General features: G+C 41.5%; 27 protein-coding genes and 2 riboswitches. Of the genes, 23 read left to right on the top strand and 4 right to left on the bottom strand.

Annotated elements, in window-relative coordinates:
• The first annotated feature begins 38 nt into the window (after positions 1-38).
• The 15 genes from KQH97_RS01470 (at position 39) to KQH97_RS01540 (ending at position 10,908) form a co-directional block, all read left to right on the top strand.
• Positions 39-539 carry an isochorismatase family protein gene (locus tag KQH97_RS01470; RefSeq protein ID WP_117863797.1) on the top strand — a complete coding sequence of 167 codons (501 nt, stop codon included), beginning with the start codon at positions 39-41 and terminating at the stop codon, positions 537-539.
• Between the two features lie 10 nt (positions 540-549).
• The gene (rdgB, locus tag KQH97_RS01475; RefSeq protein ID WP_022286879.1) at positions 550-1,128 is read left to right on the top strand and encodes an RdgB/HAM1 family non-canonical purine NTP pyrophosphatase; all 579 of its coding nucleotides are present in this window, start codon (positions 550-552) and stop codon (positions 1,126-1,128) included.
• Between the two features lie 18 nt (positions 1,129-1,146).
• Entirely contained in the window at positions 1,147-1,443 is a 297-nt protein-coding gene (locus tag KQH97_RS01480) for a YhbY family RNA-binding protein (protein WP_022286880.1), read from the top strand.
• Complete coding sequence (gene nadD / locus KQH97_RS01485) at positions 1,443-2,060, top strand: nicotinate (nicotinamide) nucleotide adenylyltransferase (protein WP_216552297.1); 618 nt, start codon at positions 1,443-1,445, stop codon at positions 2,058-2,060. The genes KQH97_RS01480 and nadD overlap by 1 nt, the downstream gene beginning before the upstream one ends.
• Entirely contained in the window at positions 2,050-2,628 is a 579-nt protein-coding gene (gene yqeK, locus KQH97_RS01490; protein ID WP_046439317.1) for a bis(5'-nucleosyl)-tetraphosphatase (symmetrical) YqeK, read from the top strand. The genes nadD and yqeK overlap by 11 nt, the downstream gene beginning before the upstream one ends.
• A gap of 11 nt (positions 2,629-2,639) precedes the next feature.
• Positions 2,640-3,017: a ribosome silencing factor gene (rsfS, locus tag KQH97_RS01495; protein WP_117863799.1), complete on the top strand. Its 378-nt coding sequence runs from the start codon at positions 2,640-2,642 to the stop codon at positions 3,015-3,017.
• Positions 3,018-3,053: 36 nt separating this feature from the next.
• Complete coding sequence (leuS, locus tag KQH97_RS01500; RefSeq protein ID WP_216552298.1) at positions 3,054-5,462, top strand: leucine--tRNA ligase; 2,409 nt, start codon at positions 3,054-3,056, stop codon at positions 5,460-5,462.
• Between the two features lie 258 nt (positions 5,463-5,720).
• Positions 5,721-5,894 carry a 30S ribosomal protein S21 gene (gene rpsU / locus KQH97_RS01505; RefSeq protein WP_002847085.1) on the top strand — a complete coding sequence of 58 codons (174 nt, stop codon included), beginning with the start codon at positions 5,721-5,723 and terminating at the stop codon, positions 5,892-5,894.
• Between the two features lie 62 nt (positions 5,895-5,956).
• Positions 5,957-6,436, top strand: a complete 480-nt coding sequence (locus KQH97_RS01510) for a YqeG family HAD IIIA-type phosphatase (protein WP_216552299.1) — start codon at positions 5,957-5,959, stop codon at positions 6,434-6,436.
• Positions 6,437-6,460: 24 nt separating this feature from the next.
• Positions 6,461-7,315 carry a TIM barrel protein gene (locus KQH97_RS01515; protein ID WP_117958194.1) on the top strand — a complete coding sequence of 285 codons (855 nt, stop codon included), beginning with the start codon at positions 6,461-6,463 and terminating at the stop codon, positions 7,313-7,315.
• Between the two features lie 18 nt (positions 7,316-7,333).
• Positions 7,334-7,792, top strand: a complete 459-nt coding sequence (aroQ, locus tag KQH97_RS01520) for a type II 3-dehydroquinate dehydratase (protein ID WP_216552300.1) — start codon at positions 7,334-7,336, stop codon at positions 7,790-7,792.
• Positions 7,785-8,849 carry an aminopeptidase P family protein gene (locus tag KQH97_RS01525; RefSeq protein WP_216552302.1) on the top strand — a complete coding sequence of 355 codons (1,065 nt, stop codon included), beginning with the start codon at positions 7,785-7,787 and terminating at the stop codon, positions 8,847-8,849. Before aroQ ends, KQH97_RS01525 begins: the two co-directional genes overlap by 8 nt.
• A 139-nt stretch (positions 8,850-8,988) precedes the next feature.
• Positions 8,989-9,546 carry an elongation factor P gene (gene efp / locus KQH97_RS01530; RefSeq protein WP_022286889.1) on the top strand — a complete coding sequence of 186 codons (558 nt, stop codon included), beginning with the start codon at positions 8,989-8,991 and terminating at the stop codon, positions 9,544-9,546.
• A 40-nt stretch (positions 9,547-9,586) separates the two neighbouring features.
• On the top strand, positions 9,587-10,024 hold the full coding sequence (locus KQH97_RS01535) for a CD1247 N-terminal domain-containing protein (RefSeq protein ID WP_216552305.1): 438 nt from the start codon (positions 9,587-9,589) through the stop codon (positions 10,022-10,024).
• Between the two features lie 30 nt (positions 10,025-10,054).
• Positions 10,055-10,187: riboswitch (FMN riboswitch) on the top strand.
• A gap of 97 nt (positions 10,188-10,284) precedes the next feature.
• Complete coding sequence (locus tag KQH97_RS01540; RefSeq protein WP_022286891.1) at positions 10,285-10,908, top strand: ECF transporter S component; 624 nt, start codon at positions 10,285-10,287, stop codon at positions 10,906-10,908.
• Positions 10,909-10,975: 67 nt separating this feature from the next.
• On the opposite strand, the gene metK is transcribed toward KQH97_RS01540, so the two are convergent.
• On the bottom strand, positions 10,976-12,148 hold the full coding sequence (gene metK, locus KQH97_RS01545; protein ID WP_038671975.1) for a methionine adenosyltransferase: 1,173 nt from the start codon (positions 12,146-12,148) through the stop codon (positions 10,976-10,978).
• A gap of 87 nt (positions 12,149-12,235) precedes the next feature.
• Positions 12,236-12,334: riboswitch (SAM riboswitch) on the bottom strand.
• A gap of 166 nt (positions 12,335-12,500) precedes the next feature.
• On the opposite strand from metK, the gene KQH97_RS01550 reads away from it, so the two are divergent.
• Complete coding sequence (locus KQH97_RS01550) at positions 12,501-13,085, top strand: chromate transporter (RefSeq protein WP_253286336.1); 585 nt, start codon at positions 12,501-12,503, stop codon at positions 13,083-13,085.
• Complete coding sequence (locus KQH97_RS01555) at positions 13,082-13,648, top strand: chromate transporter (RefSeq protein ID WP_216552307.1); 567 nt, start codon at positions 13,082-13,084, stop codon at positions 13,646-13,648. Before KQH97_RS01550 ends, KQH97_RS01555 begins: the two co-directional genes overlap by 4 nt.
• Before the next feature lie 54 nt (positions 13,649-13,702).
• On the opposite strand, the gene KQH97_RS01560 is transcribed toward KQH97_RS01555, so the two are convergent.
• Genes KQH97_RS01560 through KQH97_RS01570 form a run of 3 tightly spaced genes read right to left on the bottom strand, consistent with a single transcriptional unit; the run spans position 13,703 to position 17,449 of the window.
• The gene (locus KQH97_RS01560) at positions 13,703-14,914 is read right to left on the bottom strand and encodes an NADP-dependent isocitrate dehydrogenase (protein ID WP_117905362.1); all 1,212 of its coding nucleotides are present in this window, start codon (positions 14,912-14,914) and stop codon (positions 13,703-13,705) included.
• A gap of 12 nt (positions 14,915-14,926) precedes the next feature.
• Positions 14,927-15,484 (bottom strand): DUF6630 family protein, encoded by a 558-nt coding sequence (locus KQH97_RS01565; protein WP_216552309.1) that lies wholly within the window; start codon positions 15,482-15,484, stop codon positions 14,927-14,929.
• Between the two features lie 24 nt (positions 15,485-15,508).
• Positions 15,509-17,449 carry an aconitate hydratase gene (locus tag KQH97_RS01570; protein WP_216552311.1) on the bottom strand — a complete coding sequence of 647 codons (1,941 nt, stop codon included), beginning with the start codon at positions 17,447-17,449 and terminating at the stop codon, positions 15,509-15,511.
• Between the two features lie 235 nt (positions 17,450-17,684).
• On the opposite strand from KQH97_RS01570, the gene KQH97_RS01575 reads away from it, so the two are divergent.
• The 6 genes from KQH97_RS01575 (at position 17,685) to argS (ending at position 23,637) form a co-directional block, all read left to right on the top strand.
• Positions 17,685-18,674, top strand: a complete 990-nt coding sequence (locus KQH97_RS01575; RefSeq protein ID WP_216552313.1) for a transglutaminase domain-containing protein — start codon at positions 17,685-17,687, stop codon at positions 18,672-18,674.
• A gap of 9 nt (positions 18,675-18,683) precedes the next feature.
• Positions 18,684-19,457, top strand: coding sequence for a phosphoribosylformimino-5-aminoimidazole carboxamide ribotide isomerase (gene hisA, locus KQH97_RS01580; protein WP_216552315.1), 774 nt, complete (start codon positions 18,684-18,686; stop codon positions 19,455-19,457).
• 126 nt (positions 19,458-19,583) lie between these two features.
• Positions 19,584-20,666, top strand: a complete 1,083-nt coding sequence (locus KQH97_RS01585) for a D-alanine--D-alanine ligase family protein (protein ID WP_117863808.1) — start codon at positions 19,584-19,586, stop codon at positions 20,664-20,666.
• Positions 20,659-21,468 (top strand): glutamate racemase, encoded by an 810-nt coding sequence (murI, locus tag KQH97_RS01590; protein ID WP_216552317.1) that lies wholly within the window; start codon positions 20,659-20,661, stop codon positions 21,466-21,468. Before KQH97_RS01585 ends, murI begins: the two co-directional genes overlap by 8 nt.
• 15 nt (positions 21,469-21,483) lie before the next feature.
• Positions 21,484-21,921, top strand: a complete 438-nt coding sequence (locus tag KQH97_RS01595; RefSeq protein WP_216552319.1) for a DUF1934 domain-containing protein — start codon at positions 21,484-21,486, stop codon at positions 21,919-21,921.
• Between the two features lie 27 nt (positions 21,922-21,948).
• Positions 21,949-23,637, top strand: coding sequence for an arginine--tRNA ligase (argS, locus tag KQH97_RS01600; protein WP_117863811.1), 1,689 nt, complete (start codon positions 21,949-21,951; stop codon positions 23,635-23,637).
• Positions 23,638-23,677 lie beyond the last annotated feature (40 nt).

The raw sequence follows: 23,677 nt of genomic DNA on the forward strand, positions 1-23,677 counted from the left end.
TTAGACACTTAAAAGTATAAAATCAGGGGGAATTTTTTATGGATAAGGTTTTGTTTGTAGTTGATATGCAGGAAATGTATGTAGGAAGGGGCAGAGATAAAACCACATACTCATATGATGCCGAATCACTTATCGACGCCATAAACAAGCGTATCTCTGCTTATAAAGCTGAGGAGGTCTTTTATATCGTCAGCTACAAAAAGGGACTTTTGGGTGGAGGAATGCCCAAAGAAGGAACACCTGCGGCTAGCTTTCCAGCAAAGCTGAAAGTTGTATCCAAAAATATTTATTCCAAAAGCAAGCCCGATGCTTTTTCAAACGTTGCTCTTGAAGATTTTATGAGAGCAAGGAATGTGAAAGAGATAGAATTTGTAGGTGTTGATGGTGGTATCTCCGTTATCAACACTGCAATAGGTGCTATTGAATGTGGAATGAAAGTTGTTTTCAACGAAGAATGTATCGGTACAGTTTTCAAAGATAAGGCAAACAAATGCCGTGAAAAATTAAAGAAAAATAAGGTAACTTATATACACAGCTAAAGGAGAAAAAATGAAACTTGTTATTGCAAGCAACAATAAAGGCAAGATAAGAGAATATAAACAGATTCTTGAGCCACTTGGTTATGAGGTGTTCTCGCAATCAGAGGCAGGTCTGATACTTGATGTTGAAGAAACAGGCACTACTTTTGCTGAAAACTCTGCACTAAAAGCAAGAGCTGCATTCAAGCTTTGCGGCTGTGCTGTACTTGCAGACGACAGCGGTCTTGAGATAGACGCCCTGGATGGTGAGCCTGGAGTATATTCAGCAAGATATGGCGGACTCGAAACTGATGATGAGCGTACCGCTCTTGTGCTTAAAAAAATGAAAGAAATACCTGATGATAAAAGGGGAGCACACTTTACCTGTACAATACACTTTATCAAAGCAGACGGTGAAGAGATAGCCGTTGAGGGAAAAGTATTTGGTAAGATAGCTCACGAGCCTGTTGGCGAAAACGGCTTCGGCTATGACCCTATTTTCATGTATGGGAACAAGAGCTTTGCTCAGGTGGACTCAGAAACAAAGAATACCGTTTCCCATAGAGCAAACGCACTGAAAGCTTTGCTTGAACAGCTCACAAAGCAGTAAACTGAAAGGATTTAGATTATGATTACAACTAAACAAAGAGCAGAACTTAAAGGTATGGCTTCGCTTATACAGCCTGCTTTTCAGATAGGCAAGGGCGGAGTTAATGACGCTCAGGTGGCACAGATAGACGATTATCTGAGAGTTCACGAGCTTGTAAAAATAAAGGTGCTTGACAACTCAATGTACACCGCAAGGGAAGCCGCAGAGGAGATCGCTGAAAAGATATCTGCTGAAGTCGTTCAGGTAATAGGCTCAAAGGCGGTACTTTATAAACGCAATGAGAAGCAGCCTGTTATAAAATTAAAGTCAAAGTAATGAAAATAGGTGTTTTCGGCGGCACGTTCAATCCTGTTCACTTAGGGCATTTAAATTGTCTTAAAAGCGTAGCCGAGCAGGCGGGTCTTGACAAGATGATCGTCATGCCTGACAGAATACCCCCACATAAGCAAGCGGAGGACTTAGCTTCCTCTGAGGATAGGTTGAATATGTGCAGACTTGCTTTTGCAGATATCCCATGTGTGGAAATATCCGATTTGGAACTTAAGCAAGAGGGCAAAAGCTATTCAGTGATAACACTCAGACATCTAAAAGAGATATATCCACATGATAAGCTGTTTTTTATAATGGGCAGCGATATGTTGCTTTCATTTGAAAAATGGTACCAGTATAAGGAGATATTATCACTTTCGGCACTTATCTGCGTTGCACGCTCGCATGAGGACATTGACCACATAGAGGTGAAAGCCAAACAGCTCAAAGCCGAGGGTGGAGAGATAATCATAGTAAAAACCGAACCATTTGAGGTGTCTTCAACTGAGATACGTCAAATGCTCAAAAAAAATGTTGATTGCTCTTGCTATTTGAGTGAAAATGTTGTACAATATATAGTGGACAAAAATTTGTATAACCGAGGTTTTCTAAGTGGCAGATAAAAAAACAATAGGCATTTATAAAGCATACCTAAAAGAACATTTATCAAAAAAGAGATATACACACTCTATGAACGTGGCAAATTCCGCTGTGGAGCTTGCAAAAAGATATGGTGCTGACGCAGACAAGGCTTATGTTGCAGGACTTTTGCATGATGTTGCAAAAGAGATACCAGCATTGGAGCTTGCGGCTATAGTTTCTAAATCTTCACTTGATGTGTGCGATATAGAGAAAAAGGCTGTTCCGCTGTTTCACGGTATTGCAGGGGCAGAGCTTGTGCAGACGCTTTTTGATATTCATGATCCTGAGATAATCTCAGCTATACGCTATCATACAGTTGCCTGTGGCAATATGCCCAAGCTTAGCCAGATAGTATATCTTGCAGACCTTATTTCTGCGGACAGGGATTATAAAGACGTAAAGAAAATGAGAAAGTATGCCGAACAAAGCTTGGAGAAAGCAATGTTTGAGGCTTTGAAATTCTCAATAAAAGACTCAGTGGAAAAGGGTAATACTATCCCTGTTTCCACACTTGAAGCATATAATGATTTTGCCGATAATTCAAAATAAAGGAGATTTTTATGGATAATATTTCACAGAATGAAAAGCTGTCAACTATTGTTAAAGCTCTTGATTCAAAAAGAGCAGAGGACATCAGGGTAATAGAGATCGGTGATCTGACTATAGTTGCGGATTATTTTGTTATAGCAAATGGTACTTCAAGCACTCAGACAAAGGCTCTTGCGGAGGAAGTTGAGTTCAAAATGAGCCAGCTTGGCATTGAACCTAACAGAACAGAGGGCTATCAGGGTGCAACTTGGGTCGTACTTGATTACGGTGATATCATAGTTCATGTTTTCTATAAGGAAACAAGAGATCATTACAATCTTGAAAGACTATGGTCTGACGGCAAGGATATCGACGTAAAGCAGTTCTTACCAGACGAGCCACAGGATTAATTTTGACAATTATAATTTAACAAAGGATTGATAAAGATGAAAGAATACAATTTTTCGGCCATAGAAAGCAAATGGCAGAAATACTGGGACGAGCATAAGACCTTTGAGGCAAGCAATGACTTTTCGAAAAAGAAATTTTACGGACTTGTAGAGTTTCCTTATCCGTCAGGTCACGGTATGCACGTTGGACATATCAAGGCATATTCTGGTCTAGAAGTTGTAAGCCGTAAAAGACGTTTGCAGGGCTATAATGTTCTTTTTCCTATAGGCTTTGACGCTTACGGTCTGCCTACAGAGAACACAGCTATCAAAACAGGTGTTCACCCAAGAAAGGTAACAGACGACAATATCAAGAAGTTCACGGGGCAGCTCAAAAGAGTAGGTTTTTCATTCGATTGGTCAAGAGTTATTGATACGACCGATGAAAACTACTATAAGTGGACACAGTGGATATTCCTTAAAATGTTTGAGAATGGTCTTGTATTCAGAGATAAGACCCTCGTAAATTATTGCCCAAGCTGTAAGGTCGTTCTTTCAAATGAGGACTCACAGGGCGGTCACTGCGATGTTTGCCACAGCGAGATAGTTCAGAAAACTAAAGAAGTATGGTATCTGAGGATCACAGAATATGCTGACAAGCTTCTTCAGGGACTTGAAGAAGTTGATTATCTGCCTAACATCAAACTCCAGCAGCAGAATTGGATAGGAAAATCAACAGGTGCATTTGTAAACTTCAAGATCAAAGAGCAGGATGAGCAGCTCAAGATCTACACTACACGTCCTGACACACTTTACGGCGTTACATTCATGGTAATCGCTCCTGAACATCCTATCATCCAGAAATACAGAAATAGTATTGCAAACATTGCTGACCTTGACGCTTATAAGACAGAGTGTGCAAAGAAGAGCGAATTTGAGAGAACTCAGCTCGTTAAGGATAAAACAGGCGTTAAGATAGACGGTCTGACAGCTATCAATCCTATCACAGGCAAAGAGATACCTATCTACATCTCAGATTATGTTATGATGGGATACGGCACAGGCGCTATCATGGCTGTGCCTGCTCACGATACAAGGGACTATGATTTTGCAAAGAAGTTCGGCATTGACATAATCGAAGTCATCAAGGGTGGCGACATTTCTAAGGAAGCCTACACAGGCGACGGCGAAATGGTCAACTCAGGTGAGCTTAACGGCATAACAAACAAAAAAGAAGCTATTGAAAAGATGCTTACTGTTCTTGAAAAAATGGGCTGCGGTGAAAAGGGCGTTCAGTATAAGATGAAAGACTGGGCTTTCAATCGTCAGAGATATTGGGGCGAGCCTATCCCGATAGTACATTGCCCTCACTGCGGAATGGTCGCTGTGCCATATGATGAGCTTCCACTTAAATTGCCACCGGTAGAGAACTTTGAGCCTGGTACAGACGGCGAAAGTCCTCTGGCTAAGATAGACTCTTTCGTACACTGCAAATGTCCTAAGTGTGGCTGTGACGCAAAGAGAGAAACAGATACAATGCCACAGTGGGCTGGTTCTTCATGGTACTTCCTGCGTTATTGCGATCCTAACAACAATGATGAGTTTGCTTCACAGGAAGCACTGAAATATTGGATGCCTGTTGATTGGTATAACGGTGGTATGGAGCACGTTACACGTCATATGATCTATTCACGTTTCTGGCACAAGTTCCTTTACGATCTCGGTCTTGTACCAACTTCAGAGCCTTATGCAAAAAGAACAGCTCAGGGTCTTATCCTTGGACCTGACGGTGAGAAGATGAGTAAGTCAAGAGGAAACGTTGTTGACCCTAACGATGTTGTTGACGAATACGGTGCAGATGTTCTCAGACTTTATGTTCTGTTCATGGGTGACTATGAAAAGGCAGCTCCATGGAGCGAGAGCAGTGTTAAGGGCTGTAAGAGATTTGTGGACAGAATTTGGGCTTTGCAGGATAAGGTAGTTGACAGCGACGAGTACAGCGACAAGCTGAGATCGCTCATGCACAAGACTATCAAGAAGGTATCCGATGATATCGAGTCAATGAAGTTCAATACTGCTATTGCCGCAATGATGACGCTTCTTAATGAGATATATAACGTTGGCTCTATCACAAAGAAAGAGTTCAGAGATCTTCTTATCATACTCAATCCTTTTGCACCTCATGTTACAGAAGAACTTTATCAGATGATCGGTTGCGAGGGAGTTCTTGACGAGCAGGAGTGGGTAACATATGATGAAGCACTCTGCAAGGACCATACTATCGAGATCGTTTGTCAGATAAACGGCAAGGTAAAATCTAAGCTCACTATACCTACAGACGCAGCTAAGGACGACGTTATCGCACTCGCTAAGGCTGACGAAGCTATCGTCAAGGCAACGGAAGGCAAAAATATAGTCAAGGAAATCTATGTTCCTAACAAGCTTGTAAATCTGGTTGTAAAGTAAGCGAAAATTTCCTCAGAAAAATCAAAAAAAGAGCCAGAAAGCTATTGACTTTTTGGTGGAAATATAGTATAATTAAATTTGTAATTATATCGGTTTTATAAATTCCGCAGATTAAAGACAGAGCGGTCCGAAAGAGTAGGACTGGGGGAACGTAAAGCGTTTCAGTTTGCTTTTGCAGACACCTTCACTATCACCGTTGATTTTCGGAAATTCCGATAGAATTGCCTCTGTCACAGGTGGCAAAGGGAGGGAATAATTTTGGCAGAAATCCGTGTTGGAAAGAACGAAACTTTGGATACAGCACTTAAGCGTTTCAAGAGATCATGTGCAAGAGACGGCGTTATCGCAGAGGTTCGTAAAAGAGAACACTACGAAAAGCCTTCGGTAAAGCGTAAGAAGAAGTCCGAAGCTGCTCGTAAGCGTAAATACTAATATGTAATTAAAGGCGGGCATTTTTATGTCCGCTTTTTATTTTATACTACAGGAGTTTTTTTATGTTCAAACCAACTTATGTTTTTGACAAGGTAGGAGAGATAACCCCCGATTTTCTTGCTAAAAAGCATATCAAGGGGCTGCTCCTCGATCTTGATAATACGCTGACAACACATAACAATCCCGTTCCTCCGCAGTCGAGTCTTGATTGGCTTGCTAAGATGAAAGCGGCAGGGATAAAGCTTATGATCGTTTCAAACAATCATGCTCCAAGGGTAAAGCCTTTTGCAGAGCAGTTGGAGCTTGACTTTGTACCTGAAGGCAAAAAACCGCTGACCTTTGGATATACCAAAGCTATAGCTAAGCTGGGGCTTAATAAGAAAAATGTTGCGGCTGTGGGTGATCAGATATTCACTGACGTGCTTGGCTCAAATTTTAAAGGTATACGCTCCATATTCGTGTTCCCAATAGAGCCTGAAACGAGCTTGCCATTTCGATTTAAAAGAGCCTGTGAAAAGCCGTTTTTACCAAAGCTCAAATAGCATAAAAAGAAAGGAATGATACTAATGTCGGCAAAATTTGGACCTGCGGGAAACAGCGAGGCTTTTTCCATTAAATATAAAACAACACTTCAAGCTCCGGGATATCTCGAAGCAATGGGGCTTGACCACTATGAATATCAGTGTGGCAGGGGAGTTAAGGTCTCCGATAAAATAGCTTTTGCCTTGAAAGATAAGGCTAAAGAGCATAATATCACGCTTTCGCTCCATGCGCCGTATTTTATTTCGCTTTCAAGCCTTGAAGCTGAAAAGCGTGACAACAGCATAAATTATATTCTGCAATCCTGTGACGCTGCAAGCAGAATGGGTGCTGATAGAATAGTTATCCATTCAGGAAGCTGTGCGAAAATAAGCAGAGAGGACGCTTTGGAACTTGCTAAAGATACTCTCACAAGGGCTAGAAAAACAGCCGTTGAGCAGGGCTTTGAGCATATCGTTTTTTGCCCTGAAACTATGGGTAAGGTAAATCAGCTTGGTAACTTAACAGAAGTGCTGGAGCTTTGCAAGCTTGATGATACGTTCCTGCCGACAATAGATTTCGGACATCTCAACGCAAGAGAGTTCGGCTATATAAAAGGTAAGGCAGAGTATGAAAAAATGCTTGATGAAGTGGAAAATGCTATCGGTCACGACAGGCTTAAAATATTCCACAGCCATTTTTCTAAGATAATGTTTACAAATCCAGGCGGCGAGAAAAAGCACCTGACTTTTGACGATAATCAAGGCTTTGGACCTGACTATGAGCCGCTTATGGAGATAGTCGCAAAGAAAGATCTTTCGCCTATATTCGTCTGTGAAAGTGCAGGCACTCAGGACAAAGACGCACTGACAATGAAGAATTATTATTTGTCGGTGAAATAAAGATAGGAGAGTATTGATATGAAAAAAATACTTGTTATACATGGTCCTAACCTTAATCTTCTGGGCGAGCGTGAGCCCGGAGTTTACGGTACAGATACATTCGAGAGCATAAACAACGAGATAATCGAGCATGCAATGAAATATGAGTTTCACTGCGACGTTTATCAGTCAAATCATGAGGGTGAAATAATCGACAAGTTTCACCTTGCTAGAAAAAATTATGACGGCGTTATACTTAACGCAGGCGCTTATACACACTATAGCTATGCTATCAGAGACGCCATCGCTGCAATAAAGATTCCTGTCGTTGAGGTACATCTGAGCAATATACACTCCCGTGACGAATTCAGACACACTTCTGTTATCGCACCTATATGCGTGGGTCAGATAAGCGGGTTCGGAAAGTATTCATACTACATGGCTGTTGATGCTTTGTATTACAAATGGAAAAATGAAAGCGGTGCAGACAATGACTGATCTTGAAAAACTTTGTTCACGAGTAAAAGAAGCGGCAGATTGTGCTGTTATCACTGACGATGTGAACAGAAGATATTTCACCGCAATGAAATCAAGTGCAGGAACACTAGTGGTTTTTCCAGAAAAAGCGTATTTTATCATAGATTTCAGATATATTGAAAAGGCAAAGAAAACTGTCACATCTTGCGAGGTCATTTTGCAGGACAAGCTCTATGAGCAGATAAACAGCCTTATTGAAAAGCATGGTGCAAAAACAGTTTCTGTTAATGCCGATACCTGCACACTTTCCGAGCTTATCGCATATCAGCAAAAGCTTAATGCTGAGGTCATCGCAGACACAAAGCTTGCGGAAATAATACGAGAGATCAGAACAGTTAAATCCCAAAAGCAGATAGATAAGATAATCAAAGCACAGCGTATCGCTGAAAAGGGTTTTGCACATATGCTTGACTTTATCAAGGTCGGCAAAACTGAAAAAGAAATTCAGTTGGAGCTTGACTATTATATGCTTAAAAATGGTGCTGAAGCTCTGTCTTTTGACACTATTGCACTTTCAGGCTCAAATACTTCGCTTCCACATGGTGTACCATCTGACAAAAAAGTTGAGAGCGGTGAGTTCGTGCTTATGGATTTCGGAGCAACTTATGATGGCTGGCACAGCGATATGACTAGAACTGTATGCGTAGGCAAACCTAGTGACAAGATGAAGTCTGTATACGAAACTGTTCTTACTGCACAGCTTTCAGCTCTTGATGCAGTAAAGGCAGGTATGTCAGGAAAAGCACTTGACAAAATAGCAAGGGATATCATAACTGAAGCAGGCTATGGAGATAATTTCGGCCATTCTCTCGGACATGGTGTGGGAGTTGAGATACATGAAAGCCCTTATGCTTCGCCTAGCAGGGAAGATATATTGCCTGAAAATTCGATCGTAACAGTAGAGCCAGGTATTTATCTTGAGGGCAAGTTTGGTGTGAGAATAGAAGATTTTGTTGTTGTTACAGAAAACGGCTGTATCAATATGACAAAAGCCCCTAAAGAGCTTATTTGCTTGTAACTTTTTTTGATTTTTTGGTAAAAAAGTTTTCAAAAGCTATTGCAATAAACAAATAAATATGGTAAAATAAATATAGAGGTATGCGGACATTTTGAACTGTGTACACATTAATTAAGAATGTTTATGGAGGTACTAAATAATGGTAACTGCTGGTGATTTCAGAAACGGCGTGACTTTTGAAGAGGACGGCAACGTAATGCAGATCGTTGAGTTTCAGCACGTTAAACCTGGTAAGGGTGCAGCGTTCGTCAGAGCAAAGGTTAGAAATGTAATTTCAGGTTCTGTTGTTGAAAAGACATACAATCCAACAGCTAAATTCCCAACAGCATATGTTGAGAGAAAGGATATGGAGTATTCTTACAATGACGGCGATCTTTATTATTTCATGGATCCAGAGAGCTATGAGCTTGTTCCAGTAAACAAGGCTGAGCTTTCAGATAACTTTAAGTTCGTAAAGGAAAACATGGTATGTAAGATCCTTTCTTACAAGGGTACAGTATTCGGCGTAGAGCCTCCATACTTTGTTGATCTTGAAGTAACAGAGACAGAGCCTGGTATCAAGGGCGATACAGCTACAAATGCTACAAAGCCTGCAACAGTTGAAACTGGTGCTGAGATCAGAGTTCCTCTGTTCATCAACACAGGCGACAGAATAAGAATCGATACTCGTACATGTGAGTACATGGAAAGAGCGTAAGTTTTAGCCTTTACGGTTTTTTAGAAACGGAGGGAATATTATGGAGCTGTCAAAGAAGGTTGCATATTTAAAGGGACTTATGGAAGGTCTTAAGATTGACGATTCCACAAATGAGGGAAAGATATTGACAATTATGGCTGATATTCTTGATGAGATGTCTGCTACAGTTGAAGATATTGCCGAAGAAGTTGACGAAACAGTTGAGCTTGTAGATACTCTTGACGAGGATCTCGGCGAGATAGAAGATCTAATTTACGGTGATGACGACGATGATTGTTGTTGCGACGATGATTGTTGTTGTGATGATGACGATGATGATGATGATGACGCTATGTACGAGTGTGTGTGCCCTAACTGTGGTGACACAATAATGCTTGGCGAGAACATTATCGCTGATGGTTCTATTGAATGTCCAAACTGTGGAGAGAGCCTTGAGTTTGATTTCTCAGAGATTGAGGACGAGGACAACGAGGATTAATCTCATAAAAAGTGTTCAGCAAAATTTAATAATGTGTTTCAGGGGTGGTGAAATTCCACACCGGAGGTGATCGAATAATGTTCGTAAGTCCTCGACCGCAGAAATGCGCTGATTCGGTGAAAATCCGAAACCGACGGTAAAGTCCGGATGGAAGAAACGACAGATCAATAACGCATAAATTGCACCCTGATTTTATTTTCAGGGTGCTTTTGCTTTTGCTGCTGTTTCTCCCGATAATTTTATTATTTGGAGGAATTAAAATGACAAGTGATAACACTATGCCAAGAAATAAAACTTTTACAACAAGAAAAATGGTAACGGTGGCAATGCTCAGCGCCATAGCTACTGTAATATATTACCTTGATTTCCCTGTGCCGCTTATGCCAGGATTTATCAAGCTTGACCTTTCAAATGTTATATCCCTGTTGGCAGGTTTCTCAATGGGACCTATTGCAGGCGTGATCGTTTGCCTTATCAAGAACGTTATCCAGTTGATTATAAAGGGACTAGGCACAACAATGGGTATTGGCAACATCTTCGACTTTGTAACAAGTGCAGCTTTTGTGCTGACGGCTTCTGTTATATACCACAAGAAAAAAACCAGAAAGAATGCTATCATAAGCTGTATCATTGGAACTTTGGTTTTCACAGTAATAAGCTTGCCGTTGAATTATTTTATCGTTTATCCTATATACTTTAAAGCATTCGGTGGAGAAGCTGCTATACTCGGTATGTACCAGCAGATAATGGGTAGCGTAAAGAATATTTTCTCTGCACTGTGTATTTTCAATCTGCCTTTTACTTTTGTGAAGGGTATTATTTGTGCATTGGTCACAATTCTTATTTATAAGCCTTTGTCGCCTATTCTTAAAGGCAAAGACTAAAACAAAATTAATGCTGAACACAAAAAAAGCCTTGGCAGGCACATTCCTGTCAAGGCTTTGATATTTATTATTTAACTGCTTCAAGAAGATCATTGATCTTGTCTGTCTTTTCCCAAGCTACATCAAGATCCTCACGTCCCATATGACCATAAGCTGCAAGCTGCTTGTACTGTGGCTTTCTAAGGTCAAGGCTCTTGATTATTGCAGCAGGACGAAGGTCAAATACCTTTTCTACAGCTGCCTCTATCTTTTCATCAGAAACCTTTCCTGTGCCGTATGTGTCGACCATGATTGAAACGGGGTGAGCAACACCGATAGCGTACGCAAGCTCAACCTCGCACTTCTTGGCAAGACCTGCTGCAACGATATTCTTTGCAACGTATCTTGCAGCATATGTTGCGCTTCTGTCAACCTTTGTAGGATCTTTTCCAGAGAAAGCACCACCACCATGACGAGCATATCCACCGTATGTGTCAACGATTATCTTTCTTCCTGTCAGACCGCTGTCGCCCTGAGGGCCGCCGACTACAAATCTTCCTGTTGGGTTTACAAAATAAGTAGTGTTCTCATCAAGAAGTTCAGCAGGGATAACTGTCTTTATAACGTTCTCGATAATATCTTCTCTTATCTGCTCCAGTGTTACAGCGTCATCATGCTGTGAAGAAACTACAACAGCGTCAACTCTTGTTGGCTTGCCATCATCATATTCAACTGTTACCTGAGTTTTTCCGTCCGGTCTGAGATATGGCAAAGTGCCGTTCTTTCTAACTTCTGTAAGTTTAAGAGCAAGCTTGTGAGCAAGTGATATAGGCATTGGCATAAGTTCAGGTGTTTCATCGCAAGCAAAACCGAACATGATACCCTGATCGCCTGCACCTGTATCGAATGCGTTTTCAGCTCTGCCTTCGAGAGCATTGTCAACACCCATTGCAATATCAGGCGACTGCTTGTCTATAGTTGTGAGAACTGAACAGGTGTGTCCGTCAAAACCATACTTGGCTCTGTCATAGCCTATACCGACAACTGTATCTCTAACGATCTGTGGTATGTCGATTATAGCTTTTGTTGTTATCTCGCCCATGCACATTACTACACCTGTTGTAGTGACCGTTTCGCAGGCAACTCTTGACATAGGATCCTGCTCCAGCAGAGCATCAAGTATAGCGTCAGAGATCTGATCGCATATTTTGTCAGGATGTCCCTCAGTAACCGACTCAGATGTAAATAAATACTTTGACATAAAAATACCTCTTTTCTGAATATTTGTTAATCTAAAAACAGCCACAAAAAAAGCGCTTCATTCCGAAACGCTTGAAATTACTCAATTTCCTCATCTTTCGGAAATAACCGCAGGATTTAGCACCTTAACTAACGCTAGGTTGCTGGGCTTCACAGGACCTGTTTCCTCCACCACTCTTGATAAGGCTATTTAATTTTAACAAAGTATATTATACACCATATATCGACTATTGTCAACTGTTTTACACATAATTATAGATTATTTTAATGTTTCGTAATAAATCAGCAAATGCTAATAAAAGCATTGACTTACTAGGACAAGTTCGTTATAATATAAAAAGAGGTGAGTTTTTTTGAAAAATGACAATTCAAATATAAAAACATTGTTTCTGACCTTTCTTAAGATAGGCGTTTTTACCTTTGGCGGAGGATATGCAATGATAGCCTTGCTTGAAACAGAATTTTGTGTGCGCAAAAAATGGCTTGATAAAAAAGAATTTCTCGATATGACAGCTATATCAGAGTCCACCCCCGGACCAACTGCTGTAAACAGTGCTACATATATCGGCTACAAAATAGGCGGTGTGCTGGGTGCTATTGCGGCAACTGTCGGTGTGTGCATACCGTCGTTTTTTATAATCTACATAATATCACTTTTCTTTGACAAATTTTTGTCTTTAAAAGTAGTCTACGCTGGATTCCGTGGCATTCAGGTGGGCGTAATATATCTCATACTTACTGCAGGACTAAGAATGTTGAAAGCACTTGATAACACATTGCTTGACAAAATTATAATGCTTGGAGTTTTCATAATGATGATACTTTTCACACTTTTTTCTGTGAAGTTTTCATCAGTATTTTATATTATCATAAGTGGTGCTGTGGGCATTGCCGTGTATCTGATTAAAACCCTCAGAAAGGGAAGTGCCGAAAAATGATATACCTCAAGCTTTTTCTCACTTTTCTTGAAATAGGCGCAGTGTCATTCGGCGGTGGATATGGAATGATATCCATTATCCGTGAAAAAGTTCTTACCTTTGGCTGGCTCAGTGAGGACGAATTTGTGAACTTTATTGCCGTATCTGAGTCCACCCCTGGACCGCTTGCAGTGAACATGGCGACCTTTGTAGGCTCATCGCAGGCAGGCTTCATAGGCGGATTGATAGCCACCCTTGGCGTTGTGCTGCCATCGTTCGTGATAATATTCATCATAGCTTCGATCATGAAAGACCTGCTGAAATACTCAGGGGTAAAAGCAATGCTTTCAGGCATTCGTCCTTGCGTTGTTGCGATGATACTCGCCACTGGCATTACAATGGCTTTATCTTCACTGCTAAATATCACCACCATAAATTCAAAGCCTGCTTTTGACTATAAAGCGTTGATAATATTCCTGCTCATAGCCTTGTCAGATGTGCTTCTTTTGAAACTGAAGAAATTCAAGCTCTCACCGATTGCAATAATTGTAAGCTCCGCCTTTCTCGGCATAATATTCTATTAAAAAAAGCTGTAACACCACAAAGTGCTACAGCTTTTAATATTTGTGATATGAAAATTAACCCAAAAGCTTTTTAAGTCTCTCGTCAACAGCCTTAAGGAAGTCCACTGTATTTACTTTCTTCTTATTTTCAAGTGTAGAAAGCAGATAAAGATCACCTGTCATAACACCGTCTTCGATAGTTTCGATAGTTGCCTTTTCAAGACAATCAGCAAAGTTCATAAGCTCAGGCAGGTTATCGAGTTCGCCTCTTTTTCTCAGAGCTCCTGTCCATGCGAACAGTGTGGCAACTGAGTTTGTAGAAGTTTCTTCGCCCTTGAGATGCTTGTAATAGTGTCTCTGAACAGTGCCATGTGCAGCTTCGTACTCATAAATGCCGTCAGGTGAAACAAGAACAGAAGTCATCATAGCCAGTGAGCCATATGCTGTAGCTACCATGTCAGACATTACATCACCGTCATAGTTCTTGCAGGCCCAGATATAACCGCCGTTTGAACGAATAACTCTTGCAACAGCATCGTCGATAAGAGTATAGAAATACTCGATACCAGCCGCTTCAAACTTAGCCTTGTACTCGTTGTCGTATATCTCCTGGAAGATATCCTTGAATGTGTGGTCATACTTCTTTGAAATTGTATCCTTTGTAGCAAACCAAACATCCTGCTTCTTATCAAGTGCAAAGTTAAAGCAAGCTCTTGCAAATGATGCAATGGAGGTCGACTTGTTATGCTGACCCTGAATGATTCCGTCGCACTCAAAGTTGTAAATTGTTTCTCTAGTTTCCTTGCCGTCCTTGTCAGTGCAAACAAGCTCTGCCGTTGAACCAGCAGGGCACTTCATTTCAACGTTCTTATAAACGTCGCCGTATGCGTGACGAGCGATAGTGATAGGCTTTGTCCATGTAGGAATGTATGGAGTGATACCCTTAACAAGGATAGGAGTTCTGAAAACAGTTCCGTCAAGAATAGCCCTGATAGTGCCGTTAGGGGATTTCCACATTTCCTTGAGGTTGTATTCAGGCATTCTTGCAGCGTTAGGTGTGATAGTTGCACACTTAACAGCAACGCCGTATTTCTTTGTAGCGTTTGCAGAATCAACAGTTACCTGATCGTCGGTCTCATTTCTATGAACAAGACCAAGGTCATAGTATTCTGTTTTAAGGTCAATATATGGAGTAAGAAGAATATCCTTTATATCCTGCCAGATAATTCTGGTCATTTCGTCGCCGTCCATTTCAACGAGCGGTGTTTTCATCTGAATTTTTGCCATTGGTAAGACCTCCTATAAAGTAATAATGGAATATCCGTTGTTTTTAGCTATCGCAGATATCTTTTTGTAAACGTCAAGACTTGTAATAATAAGCTCGTAGCTGTCGCTGTCAATATCTATCATACATATGCAAGCGTCTTTCAGAGCACTGTTTAACTTATGAACAAAAGTCTCAACGTCATCATCATCGTCAGCCTCAAAGCCGTCTGCATATTTTTCTATCAAGCCGTAATTTTTAAGCTGTGAAAGTCCCCAGAGAATGTTCTCGACCTCCTCTGAATAGTCGCAAGGGAAGAGATAGCCGTTTTCTTCAAGTTCGTCTATCATACCTATCCAGCAGATATCGTCAATATCATTTGCTTCCCTGTCAGAAACAACTACGCCTCTTTGCAAATATCTTGAAGCGTTTTTTTCAGCATAAGCCCAAGGATTGCTTGCACACTCACGAAGAGCTGAAACGACTTCGCTGTTATTATCTGTGATAAGTGCGGCGATATCAGCAATGAAAGAATATTCTTTCACCGCTGATGTGTTATCCTTTGCACCAAAGAGTTTCGAGAAAATCCCCATAGGAAACCTCCATATCAAGCTCGATTATTTTGAAAGCTGTTCTCTTGTGTAGTCAAGCAGACCGCCTGCGAGAATGATATCCTTTGTTCTGCCTGTAAGCTCGCAGAGAACTGGTATCTCAACACCTGTTGTCTTATTCACAACAGTAAGCTTAGACATATCAGCCTCAACATCTGCACGAACGTCAGCAAGAACGATCTCATCGCCCTGATTTATCTTGTCATAATCAGCCTCGTTTACGAATGTGAGCGGAAGGATACCTGCGTTGATAAGATTAGCTCTGTGTATTCTTGCAAAGCTCTTAACAAGAACAGCCTTTATGCCAAGATAGAGAGGAGCAAGTGCTGCGTGTTCTCTTGATGAGCCCTGACCGTAGTTTGAGCCGCCAACGATTATTGACTTGCCCATGTTCTTTGCACGTCTTGGGAAGTCCTCATCACATACTGTAAAGCAGTGTTGTGAAATAGCAGGGATATTTGAACGCAATGGAAGTATCTTCGCACCGGCAGGCATGATATGGTCTGTTGTGATATTGTCGCCCACCTTAAGTGATACCTGACAATCAATGCTGTCATCAAGCGGTGAAGTCTGTGGGAAAGGCTTGATATTTGGTCCTCTAAGAACCTCAACGCTGTCCATATCAGCCTCGTCAGCTGGCGGAACAACCATATTGTCGTTTATCTTGAAATGTTCAGGAAGCTTGAACTTAGGCATATCTCCAAGTGTTCTTGGGTCAGTGAGGTAGCCTGTGAGAGCTGAAACAGCAGCCATTTCAGGTGATACCAGATAGATCTGACCATCCTTTGTACCTGAACGTCCCTCGAAGTTTCTGTTGAATGTTCTAAGTGAAACACCCTTTGAGTTAGGTGACTGACCCATACCGATACATGGACCGCAAGCGGATTCAAGTATTCTTGCGCCTGCTGCTATCATATCAGCAAGTGCGCCGTTCTCAGCGATCATGTTAAGTACCTGCTTTGAGCCTGGAGCGATTGCAAGTGAAACGCTAGGATCAACTGTCTTGCCCTTAAGAATGTGAGCTACTTTCATCATGTCAACATAAGAAGAGTTTGTGCATGAGCCGATACAAACCTGATCTATCTTAAGCTTTCCGATCTCATTTACGCTCTTAACGTTGTCAGGAGAATGAGGACAGGCAGCCAGTGGTACGAGCTGTGAAAGATCGATATCTATCTGTTCGTCATAAACAGCGTCATCATCAGCCTTTAACTCGCTCCATACGTCAGCTCTGTCCTGAGCCTTCAGAAATGCAAGTGTTGTTTCGTCAGAAGGGAAGATAGATGTAGTTGCACCAAGTTCAGCACCCATATTTGTGATAGTTGCTCTCTCAGGGACTGTAAGTGTCTTTACGCCCTCGCCGCAGTATTCTATAACTTTGCCTACGCCGCCCTTTACAGACATTCTTCTGAGAACTTCAAGGATAACGTCCTTAGCTGATACCCATGGAGAAAGCTTGCCTGTGAGATTTACCTTTACTATCTTAGGATATGTGATGTAATAAGCACCACCACCCATTGCAACTGCAACATCAAGTCCACCTGCACCTATAGCGATCATTCCGATACCACCGCCTGTTGGAGTGTGGCTGTCAGAGCCTATAAGGGTCTTACCTGGTATGCCGAAACGCTCAAGATGTACCTGATGACAGATACCGTTTCCGGGACGTGAAAAATAAATGCCGTGCTTCTTGCAGACAGAACCGATAAATCTGTGGTCATCGGCATTCTCAAAGCCTGACTGAAGCGTGTTGTGGTCGATATAAGCTACAGACTTTTCCGTTCTGACACGAGGAACGCCCATTGCCTCATATTCAAGATAAGCCATTGTACCTGTTGCGTCCTGAGTAAGCGTCTGGTCGATACGGATACCGATCTCCTGACCCTTAACAAATTCGCCGTCAACAAGATGTGCTTTAAGTATTTTTTCTGTTAAAGTAAGTCCCATTGTAACAACAATCCTTTCAAAAATAACTGATATTAATATTTTATAACAAATTGCGATTTTTGTCAAGGTAAATATAAACATTTGCTTGATTTTATAGCGTTTTAATGCATATTTTTGCATGGTATACGTCAACTTACTGTATAAATTTTCACTTCTTACGATATCCTTACTTGACACGGCAAAGCGTATATTATATAATAGTTGTGTTATCAGAGAAAACAAGGCGGTGAAAAGCATGAAATCAAAAACTGTTTTGATATTTTTATCGGCGGTGATACTATGTCTGACAGGCTGTACAGAGTCACAAAAGCCCACAACAGTTGTGGATAATTCCTCTGCCGTGACTACATCATCAAGTGCTGACAGCGAAAGCGGAAGTGATAAATACTATGACAGCACGCCTATATCTCAGGCTTATCTCTCAGGCAATACAGCAGATCTTGATGATAAACAGCTTGAAATATACAACAAAGCCGTTTCAGCCATTGAAAAACTTATTACCCTTGACATGAACGATTACGAAAAAGAGCTTGCGGTACATGATTATATAGTTGGCTGTTCAAGCTATGACGAAGCACATCTCAATGCGCTTGGTATTGGCCTGCCAAACTCTGATAATCCATATGGCTGTCTTATAAACGGAAAAGCAATATGCTCAGGTTATTCCACAACGTTTCAGCTTTTTATGGATATGCTGGAAATACCCTGCAAGACCATATATGCCACAGATTTTGAGGGCGACGATCACTCATGGAACATAGTTCAGATAGGCGGTAGTTGGTATTATGTTGACGTCTGCTGGGACGATCCTATCCCTGACTTTACTGATAGACCAATAAGGCACAAGTATTTTAATGTCTCAAAAGAATACATGAAAACAAAACACGTCTGGGACGATACAGAGCTTCCTGATACAGATAGTACAAAGTTCAGCTATATTACGCAGACAGTTACGCATATAAACTCGGTAAATGAGATAGAGAGCCTTATGGAAAAGGCTTTGGATAATATGCAGGACAGCGTGGCGGTAACGTCAGATATGAGCGATTTCCAATTCAGTGAAACTGACCAGATAGACACGAACTTCAATGAGAGAAATATCAAAGGGCTTAGCAAAGTTTTTGACAGCTTCTGCGAAAAGCATACAGATCATCAAGTATACTGTCAACGCGTCCAAAACGGAAATGATATAGTTTTGGTGATATACATGAGAAAATTCAGATAGGAGAGAGCAATGAAATTCAGACCTTGCATAGATATCCATAATGGTAATGTAAAACAGATAGTGGGCGGAAGCCTTTCTGACAAAAACAATTATGCTGTGGATAACTTCGTTTCAGAATATGACGGCGCTTATTATGGCAAGCTTTATATGTCATACGGACTGACAGGAGGACATATTATTATACTGAACCCTGTCGGCAGCGAATTTTACAACGCAGACCTCGAACAAGCCTACAGTGCATTATCCGCATTTGAGGGTGGATTGCAGATAGGCGGCGGAATAAATGACGAAAACGCCGCACAATTTCTTGAAAAGGGTGCAAGCCATGTTATCGTGACGAGTTTTGTTTTTAAAAACGGTGTTGTTAATTTCGATAATCTGAACAGACTGGTGAAGTCCGTTGGCAAAAGCAGACTTGTTCTTGACCTTTCCTGCCGCAAAAGGGACGGGAAGTATTACGTTGTGACAGACCGCTGGCAGAAATTCACCGATATTGAAATGAACAGCCAGACCCTAGAAATGTTCTCAGAATACTGCGATGAATTTCTTATCCATGCTGTTGACACAGAGGGCAAAGCAAAGGGCATTGAGCCGCAGATAGCAAAGATAATGGGAGAATACTGCACCATTCCATTGACCTATGCCGGAGGAATTTCATCATTTGAGGATCTCGATAACCTGAAAGAACTTGGAAATGGAAAGATAGACTTCACCATTGGTTCTGCCCTTGACATTTTCGGTGGAAATATGAGCTTTGAAAAAGTCGCGGGCTATGGCAAATAGTCATGCCTTATGCAATAAACACAATATTCAAGGCAGTTTTGCATATATTTTGGCACAAAAAGATTTGCAATTTTAGCGGAAATATGTTATAATATTATGATACTAATTCAGAAAGGACGAAATTTTATGTCTAAGATCCGAGTTGCCGTTATTTTCGGCGGAAAATCAAACGAGCACGACGTATCTGTTGTTTCTGCAACTCACGTTATAAAGAGTATACCAAAGGACAAATATGATGTTATTTGTATTGGAATAACAAAAAAAGGTCACTGGATGAAATATATAGGAGATGTTGACGATATTGCGTCAAACAAATGGGAACAGCACCCTGATAATGTTCCATGCGTTCTCAGCCCTGACCCTCTTCACAAGGGCTTTATCGCTCTTGGAGAAAACGGCGAATATCAGAATGTAAAAGTTGACGTTATTTTCCCAGTCCTTCACGGAAAGAATGGTGAAGACGGCACTATTCAGGGGCTTTTTCAGCTTGCTGAGATTCCATTTGTAGGCTGTGACTGCATATCCTCTGCAAACTGCATGGATAAGGGACTTACACACACTGTTCTTGACGCAAACGGCATAAAGACAGCAAAGTGGGTAGGCATTATAACCTCAGAGCTTTCACATCTTGACAAAAAGTGTGACGAAATGGAAAGCAAGCTTGGCTATCCAATGTTTGTCAAGCCTGCAAACTGCGGTTCTTCTGTGGGCGTTTCAAAAGCTAAAAACAGAGATGAACTTAAAGCTGCCATAAAGCTTGCTTTTGCACATGACAGTAAGGTCATTGTAGAAGAAACTATAGTTGGCATGGAGTGCGAGTGTGCGGTAATGGGCAATGACGAGCCTTTTGCTTCAACTGTTGGTGAAGTATGCTCCGCAAATGACGAGTTTTACGATTTTGACGCAAAATATAATGACGCCGCTTCCAAAACGCTTATCCCTGCAAGAATGAGCGAGGAGAGCATTGAAGAAATAAGAAAGACGGCTGTCAAGGCATACAGAGCAATGGGCTGCAGCGGACTTTCAAGAGTAGACTTCTTCCTTATGAAAGACGGCACTGTTATTCTTAACGAGATAAATACTCTCCCAGGTCACACGCCTATAAGTATGTATCCACAGCTTATGCAGTACGAGGGAATGACCCCTGCACAGCAGGAAGATAAGCTTATCAAGCTGGCACTTGATAAGGCGGAGGTTGATTATGAATAACGCCGCCATTGGAGTTTTCGACTCAGGAGTTGGCGGGCTTACCTGTGTGAAAGAGCTTATAAAGCTTCTGCCAAATGAAAATATCGTTTATCTTGGCGACACGGCAAGAGTGCCATACGGCTCAAAAAGCAAAGAGACTATAATGAGCTATGCCAGACAGGATATAGAGTTTCTTAAACAGCATAACGTTAAAATGATACTCGTTGCTTGCGGTACAGTTTCTTCTGTATTGCCTGCAATGGATATAAAGTCAGATATCTCCATAAGCGGAGTTGTTGAGCCTGCTGTAAAGGCTGCCTGCTCTGCTACAAAGAATAACAGGATAGGCGTTATAGCCACAAGTGCGACCATAAAGAGCGGCATTTACGGCAAAGCTATAAGAAGCATTAACCCTAACATCAAGGTGGTCGGCAAGGCTTGCCCTATGTTCGTACCACTGGTGGAGAATGGCTATACTGCTCCTGATTGCGTGCCTGCAAGGTATATCGCACAGGAGTATCTTGAAATAATGAAAAAAGAAGACGTTGATACGCTTATTCTTGGCTGTACTCACTATCCACACCTCACTGAACTAATTTCAGATATAATGGGCGAGGGCGTAACACTTGTTTCATCAGGTGCAGAGCTTGCGAAATATGCACTCAACTCCCTTTCATACAGCGATGATACGGCTGAAAGAGAAGAGCGTGAGAGCCTTGAGCTTTACTGTACCGACAGCGTTGAGCTGTTTTCTGAGAATGTTGAACGTTTTCTCGGAAACAATATCAATGCACAAATATCAAAATGCAGCCTAAAGCTGTAAACTGGAGGATTTTATTTGACCAGCAAGGAAGTATCAATAAAACTTGTTAGCCGTCAAAGCGACGGTAATACCAAAGAAGAAACAGAGCTTATCTCAGCAGGACTTTATGAAGCAACCGAAAAAGGATATCGCATATCGTATGAGGAGTCTGAGGCAACAGGATTTGAAGGAAGCGTTACAACGCTAGAAACCGAAGGATGCCGCAAGGTGACTATGAACAGAACCGGAACGGTTGAAGCGAATCTTGTTGTTGATATAGGCGAAAAGCAGCATTGCGTTTATGGCACTCCATACGGTGATTTTATGATAGGCATAACCGCTAAAACCATAAAATCAGATCTTGACGAAAACGGTGGAATGCTTTTCTTTCACTATGTTTTAGATGTCAATTCAAGCTATATCGGTGATTTTGAGATAGCTATAGAAGTAAAAGCGGCAAATGTTGTCGCATAATTATATTTGGAAGGACGGAAAAATAATATGACTAATCTCATAAGCGACGCATTTATTCAGGCTAAGGAGCTTGTAATGAAGGCTATGGGCGAGCTTGTTGCAGACGGAACTTTTCCAGCAGAGCCTGTTCCTGCATTTAATACGGAGATACCTGCCGACTCAAAAAACGGTGACGTTTCCACTAATGCCGCAATGGTATGTGCAAGACCTTTCAGAAACAATCCAAGAAAAATAGCAGAAGCTATCGTATCAAAGATAGACCTTAACGGCTCATACTTTGCAAGATGTGAAGTGGCAGGTCCTGGGTTCATCAACTTTTTCTATTCTACTGAATGGTATGCAACTGTAGTTGCCACTGTTTTGGAGCAGAAAGAGAAATACGGTGAAACTGACCTTGGCGCAGGAAAGAGCGTTCTTGTGGAATTTGTTTCTGCAAATCCAACAGGTCCTATGCACATAGGCAATGCAAGAGGCGGAGCTATAGGCGATTGTCTTGCGTCTGTTCTTGAAAAGGCAGGCTATGAGGTAGCAAGAGAGTTCTATATCAATGACGCAGGCAATCAGATAGAGAAGTTCAAGACTTCACTCGAAGTTAGATATCTTCAGATATATAAGCCTGAAACTGAGCTTCCGGAGGACGCTTATAAGGGTCAGGACATAATCGACCATGCAAACGCATTCAATGAGATATACGGCGATAAGTATGTGAACGCTGACAGCGAGGAACGCCGTCAGGCACTTTGCGATTTTGCCTTGCCAAAGAACATTCAGAAGCTTCACGACGACCTTGGCAAATATAGAATACAGTATGACAAGTGGTTCAACGAAAGCACACTTCACAAGGACGGCTCAGTTCAGAGAGTTATCGAACAGCTCAAAGCAAGCGGTCATACCTATGAAAAAGACGGTGCCCTTTGGTTTAAAACAACAGAGTTCGGTGACGAAAAGGATAGAGTTCTCGTTCGTGAAAACGGTGTGCCAACATATCTTGTGCCTGATATCGCATATCACTACAACAAGCTTGCAGTAAGAAAATTCGATAAGGCTGTAGATATTTTTGGTGCGGACCACCACGGATATATAGCTCGTATTAAAGCTTCTATGACAGCACTTGGTGTTGACGCTGACAGACTTGACATTGTTATCATGCAAATGGTAAACCTTGTCCGTAACGGTGAAAAGTATAAGCTTTCAAAGCGTTCAGGCAAAGCTATCACTCTGTCAACTCTTCTTGATGAAATACCGATAGACGCAGCAAGATTTTTCTTCAATCTCCGTGAGCCTAATTCTCACTTCGATTTTGACCTTGACCTTGCTGTATCTCAGACAAGCCAGAACCCAGTTTATTATGTACAGTATGCACACGCAAGAATTTGTTCTGTCCTTAAAAAGATGAACGAAGAGGGCATTGAAGTTAAGAGCCTCGACAAGGCGGCTCTCAGCGTCCTCACAGCGCCTGAGGAGCAGGAGATGATAAAACACCTTGCTACTCTGCCGAACGTTATAAACGAGGCTGCAAAGGCTTATGACCCAGCTAAGGTAACAAAGTATGTTATAGACCTTGCTACAATGTATCACAAGTTCTATAACAACTGCCGTATCATGGGAGAAGACGAGAGCGTTATGCAGGCAAGACTTTCACTTTCACTTGCAGTTAAGCAGGTAATAAAGAATATTCTTGATATGCTCAAGATAACTTGCCCAGAGTCTATGTAATAAAATATCAGACCCGACCGTGGAAAACTCTACGATCGGG

The organism is Ruminococcus sp. MSJ-25 (assembly GCF_018917825.1).
GTDB lineage: Bacteria > Bacillota > Clostridia > Oscillospirales > Ruminococcaceae > Hominimerdicola > Hominimerdicola aceti.

Bases quoted from the DNA above. Each gene is read 5' to 3' on its own strand.
- KQH97_RS01510 (WP_216552299.1), top strand. From the start codon at position 5,957: ATGTTCAAACCAACTTATGTTTTTGACAAGGTAGGAGAGATAACCCCC.
- hisA (WP_216552315.1), top strand. From the start codon at position 18,684: ATGAAATTCAGACCTTGCATAGATATCCATAATGGTAATGTAAAACAG.
- KQH97_RS01525 (WP_216552302.1), top strand. From the start codon at position 7,785: ATGACTGATCTTGAAAAACTTTGTTCACGAGTAAAAGAAGCGGCAGAT.
- metK (WP_038671975.1), bottom strand. From the start codon at position 12,148: ATGTCAAAGTATTTATTTACATCTGAGTCGGTTACTGAGGGACATCCT.
- KQH97_RS01570 (WP_216552311.1), bottom strand. From the start codon at position 17,449: ATGGGACTTACTTTAACAGAAAAAATACTTAAAGCACATCTTGTTGAC.
- efp (WP_022286889.1), top strand. From the start codon at position 8,989: ATGGTAACTGCTGGTGATTTCAGAAACGGCGTGACTTTTGAAGAGGAC.
- argS (WP_117863811.1), top strand. From the start codon at position 21,949: ATGACTAATCTCATAAGCGACGCATTTATTCAGGCTAAGGAGCTTGTA.
- KQH97_RS01480 (WP_022286880.1), top strand. From the start codon at position 1,147: ATGATTACAACTAAACAAAGAGCAGAACTTAAAGGTATGGCTTCGCTT.
- aroQ (WP_216552300.1), top strand. From the start codon at position 7,334: ATGAAAAAAATACTTGTTATACATGGTCCTAACCTTAATCTTCTGGGC.
- KQH97_RS01560 (WP_117905362.1), bottom strand. From the start codon at position 14,914: ATGGCAAAAATTCAGATGAAAACACCGCTCGTTGAAATGGACGGCGAC.
- KQH97_RS01555 (WP_216552307.1), top strand. From the start codon at position 13,082: ATGATATACCTCAAGCTTTTTCTCACTTTTCTTGAAATAGGCGCAGTG.
- nadD (WP_216552297.1), top strand. From the start codon at position 1,443: ATGAAAATAGGTGTTTTCGGCGGCACGTTCAATCCTGTTCACTTAGGG.
- KQH97_RS01535 (WP_216552305.1), top strand. From the start codon at position 9,587: ATGGAGCTGTCAAAGAAGGTTGCATATTTAAAGGGACTTATGGAAGGT.
- KQH97_RS01565 (WP_216552309.1), bottom strand. From the start codon at position 15,484: ATGGGGATTTTCTCGAAACTCTTTGGTGCAAAGGATAACACATCAGCG.
- rdgB (WP_022286879.1), top strand. From the start codon at position 550: ATGAAACTTGTTATTGCAAGCAACAATAAAGGCAAGATAAGAGAATAT.
- rsfS (WP_117863799.1), top strand. From the start codon at position 2,640: ATGGATAATATTTCACAGAATGAAAAGCTGTCAACTATTGTTAAAGCT.
- KQH97_RS01515 (WP_117958194.1), top strand. From the start codon at position 6,461: ATGTCGGCAAAATTTGGACCTGCGGGAAACAGCGAGGCTTTTTCCATT.
- KQH97_RS01540 (WP_022286891.1), top strand. From the start codon at position 10,285: ATGACAAGTGATAACACTATGCCAAGAAATAAAACTTTTACAACAAGA.
- KQH97_RS01575 (WP_216552313.1), top strand. From the start codon at position 17,685: ATGAAATCAAAAACTGTTTTGATATTTTTATCGGCGGTGATACTATGT.
- leuS (WP_216552298.1), top strand. From the start codon at position 3,054: ATGAAAGAATACAATTTTTCGGCCATAGAAAGCAAATGGCAGAAATAC.
- KQH97_RS01470 (WP_117863797.1), top strand. From the start codon at position 39: ATGGATAAGGTTTTGTTTGTAGTTGATATGCAGGAAATGTATGTAGGA.
- KQH97_RS01585 (WP_117863808.1), top strand. From the start codon at position 19,584: ATGTCTAAGATCCGAGTTGCCGTTATTTTCGGCGGAAAATCAAACGAG.
- murI (WP_216552317.1), top strand. From the start codon at position 20,659: ATGAATAACGCCGCCATTGGAGTTTTCGACTCAGGAGTTGGCGGGCTT.